The following is a 2579-nucleotide window of genomic DNA, read 5'->3' on the forward strand; positions in this document are numbered from 1 at the left end:
ACTTATTTTAGAAACAAGATGGACGTGAACTGGTATGAAGTCTCTGAGAATAATTATGAAGAGAAATTTGCAACAATTTTGACCGATCTTGCAGGAATGCTGAAGTAAAACATAGAATGGTAGTATTACAGATAGAAAAGAGGAGGAAGATCCATGGCTCAATCCGTAAATATTCAAGACAACTATTTAAATCAATTAAGAAAAGAACGTATGCAGGTAACTGTCTTTCTGCTCAACGGCTTTCAATTACGTGGTGTTGTAAAAGCTTTTGATAACTTTACCGTACTTTTAGAGACAGAAGGCAAGCAACAACTGATTTTCAAACACGCGATTTCAACCTTTGCTCCAATGAAGAACGTTTCATTGGACAAGGAATAAAGGTGTCAAAGTTTCCTGTAACTTGAATTAAGAACAGCTACTATACCATCAAATGAATATAAGTTTGAAAACGGGGGCTGATGACAGCGCCCGTTTTTCTGTTTTGGGCGTTTGTCACAGGTGGTTTCCGTATTGCGTATGATGAAGGGAAACGAGGAGGGATCCATGTGCAATCGCAGGCAAAAGCAATCAGATCAGGTACGATCAATATCGTTCTGAATGAAACGAAAGGGAAAGCTGCTCCTGTTCAACAAGTACAAACAAAAGAAACAACGTTGACTCCTTTTCGTAGAATTGATGAATTTTTCTCTTCTATCATAGGTATGGAAAACTTAAAACTTCGTATAAAGGAAATTTACGCTCAAGTCTTAATTGCTCAAAAACGTAAGGATGTTGGTCTTAAATCAAATGCACAAGTTTTACACATGGTCTTTAAGGGGAACCCTGGTACTGGAAAAACAACCATTGCAAGGATGGTAGCAAAGCTTTTTAGTGAAATAAAAGTGTTGGAGAAAGGTCACTTTATCGAAGCAGACCGCAGCGATCTCGTGGGTGAGTATATCGGCCACACGGCGCAAAAAACAAAGGATTTAATCCAAAAAGCTCTTGGTGGTGTGCTATTTATTGATGAAGCTTATTCGCTGGCCCGTGGCGGAGAAAAAGACTTTGGTAAAGAAGCGATTGATACTATTGTTAAGTGCATGGAAGATCATCATGATGAACTAATTATCATTTTGGCTGGTTATCCAGATGAGATGGATGATTTCTTGAAAATCAACCCGGGTCTTGCCTCCAGATTCCCTATTCAATTATCTTTTTCCAATTACTCAGCTACGGAGTTGTCTGGCATTGCTTCAGAAATGCTGAAAGACAGAGAGTACTGTCTTACGAAAGAAGCTGAAAGAAAATTGTTTAACCACCTTGTGCACGTTTCGGCAGAGTCGTCGTATAATTTCTCCAACGCAAGGTATGTCCGGAACGTTATTGAAGAAGCTATACGAAAACATGCCTGGAGGGTCGTAGGAAGTCTTGATCAACGAAAATCTACCTTAATGACACTGCTTCCAGAAGATTTTACAGAAATTCAGTCTCATTATAATTACCATTAAAGAGTGTTGATATCTATCCTAGCTACTTTTTGATATGATGGAGAAGAATGCAGGCGCAGAAAAGAAGGTGTTAGAATGAATGCAAAAGAACAAGTCATACTCATAGCAAGAATGGATCCACAAGAACAAGAGGAACGTTTCCAGTCTTCTCTCGCAGAACTCCAGTCTTTAACAGAAACAGCAAATGGAGAAGTATGTAAAATTATTACCCAGAAGAGAGACCGGGTTCACCCGGCTACATATTTAGGACAGGGAAAGCTTGAGGAAATTAAACAGGCAGCGGATGAGGTCGATGCTGATCTTGTTATTTTTAATGATGAGCTATCTCCAGGGCAATTGAGAAACATTACAGATCGAATCGAACGTCGTGTGATTGACCGGAGTCAGTTGATTCTCGATATTTTTGCTGGCCGTGCACGTACAAAAGAAGGTAAGCTCCAAGTTGAGTTGGCACAGCTTCAGTATCTATTACCACGTTTAGCTGGTCAAGGGACTGAACTATCACGATTAGGTGGCGGGATAGGCACGCGTGGACCTGGTGAGACGAAGCTCGAAACTGATCGAAGGCATATTCAGAGAAGAATTGATGATATAAAAATTCGGCTGAATACGGTAGTGAAGCAACGTGAGCAGTATCGAAAGCGCCGCAAAGAGAATAAAGCCTTTCAAATTGCCATTGTTGGATATACCAATGCAGGAAAATCTACGTTTTTTAATCGCGTCACTGAAAGTGAATCTTTTGAGGAAGATCTTTTGTTTGCGACGCTTGACCCTTTGACGAGACAGATGAGTCTTCCTTCAGGTTTCCAAGCGATTGTTTCTGATACAGTTGGATTCATACAAGATCTCCCTACAACCCTGATCGCTGCCTTTCGCTCGACGTTGGAAGAGGTGACAGAAGCTGATTTTATCATCCATATGGTCGATGCATCACATCCTGACCACATTCAACAGGAGCGGACCGTGTTAAGACTTTTGGATGATTTAGACGCCAGTCATCTTCCTATTCTTACGGTTTATAATAAGAAGGATTTATTGAATGATGCTTTTATACCGAATACCCATCCTTCCTTAACCGTAAGTGTCCATGAC

Annotated in this window: 3 protein-coding genes; all 3 read left to right on the forward strand. The window is 40.4% G+C overall.

Going from position 1 to position 2579, the window contains the following annotated elements; all coding sequences use genetic code 11:
* Positions 1-153: 153 nt before the first annotated feature.
* The gene (gene hfq, locus LD39_RS07085; RefSeq protein WP_035544522.1) at positions 154-378 is read left to right on the forward strand and encodes an RNA chaperone Hfq; all 225 of its coding nucleotides are present in this window, start codon (positions 154-156) and stop codon (positions 376-378) included.
* Between the two features lie 167 nt (positions 379-545).
* Positions 546-1487 carry an AAA family ATPase gene (locus tag LD39_RS07090; RefSeq protein ID WP_035544527.1) on the forward strand — a complete coding sequence of 314 codons (942 nt, stop codon included), beginning with the start codon at positions 546-548 and terminating at the stop codon, positions 1485-1487.
* A 75-nt stretch (positions 1488-1562) separates the two neighbouring features.
* Positions 1563-2579 (forward strand): GTPase HflX (gene hflX / locus LD39_RS07095; RefSeq protein WP_035544524.1); only part of this gene is annotated, 1017 nt, incomplete at its 3' end.

Source organism: Halobacillus sp. BBL2006 (genome assembly GCF_000786645.1).
In the GTDB taxonomy this organism is placed as follows: domain Bacteria; phylum Bacillota; class Bacilli; order Bacillales; family Halobacillaceae; genus Halobacillus.

Excerpts from the sequence above, each read along its gene's own strand:
- hfq (WP_035544522.1), top strand. The coding sequence starts at position 154 with ATGGCTCAATCCGTAAATATTCAAGACAACTATTTAAATCAATTAAGA.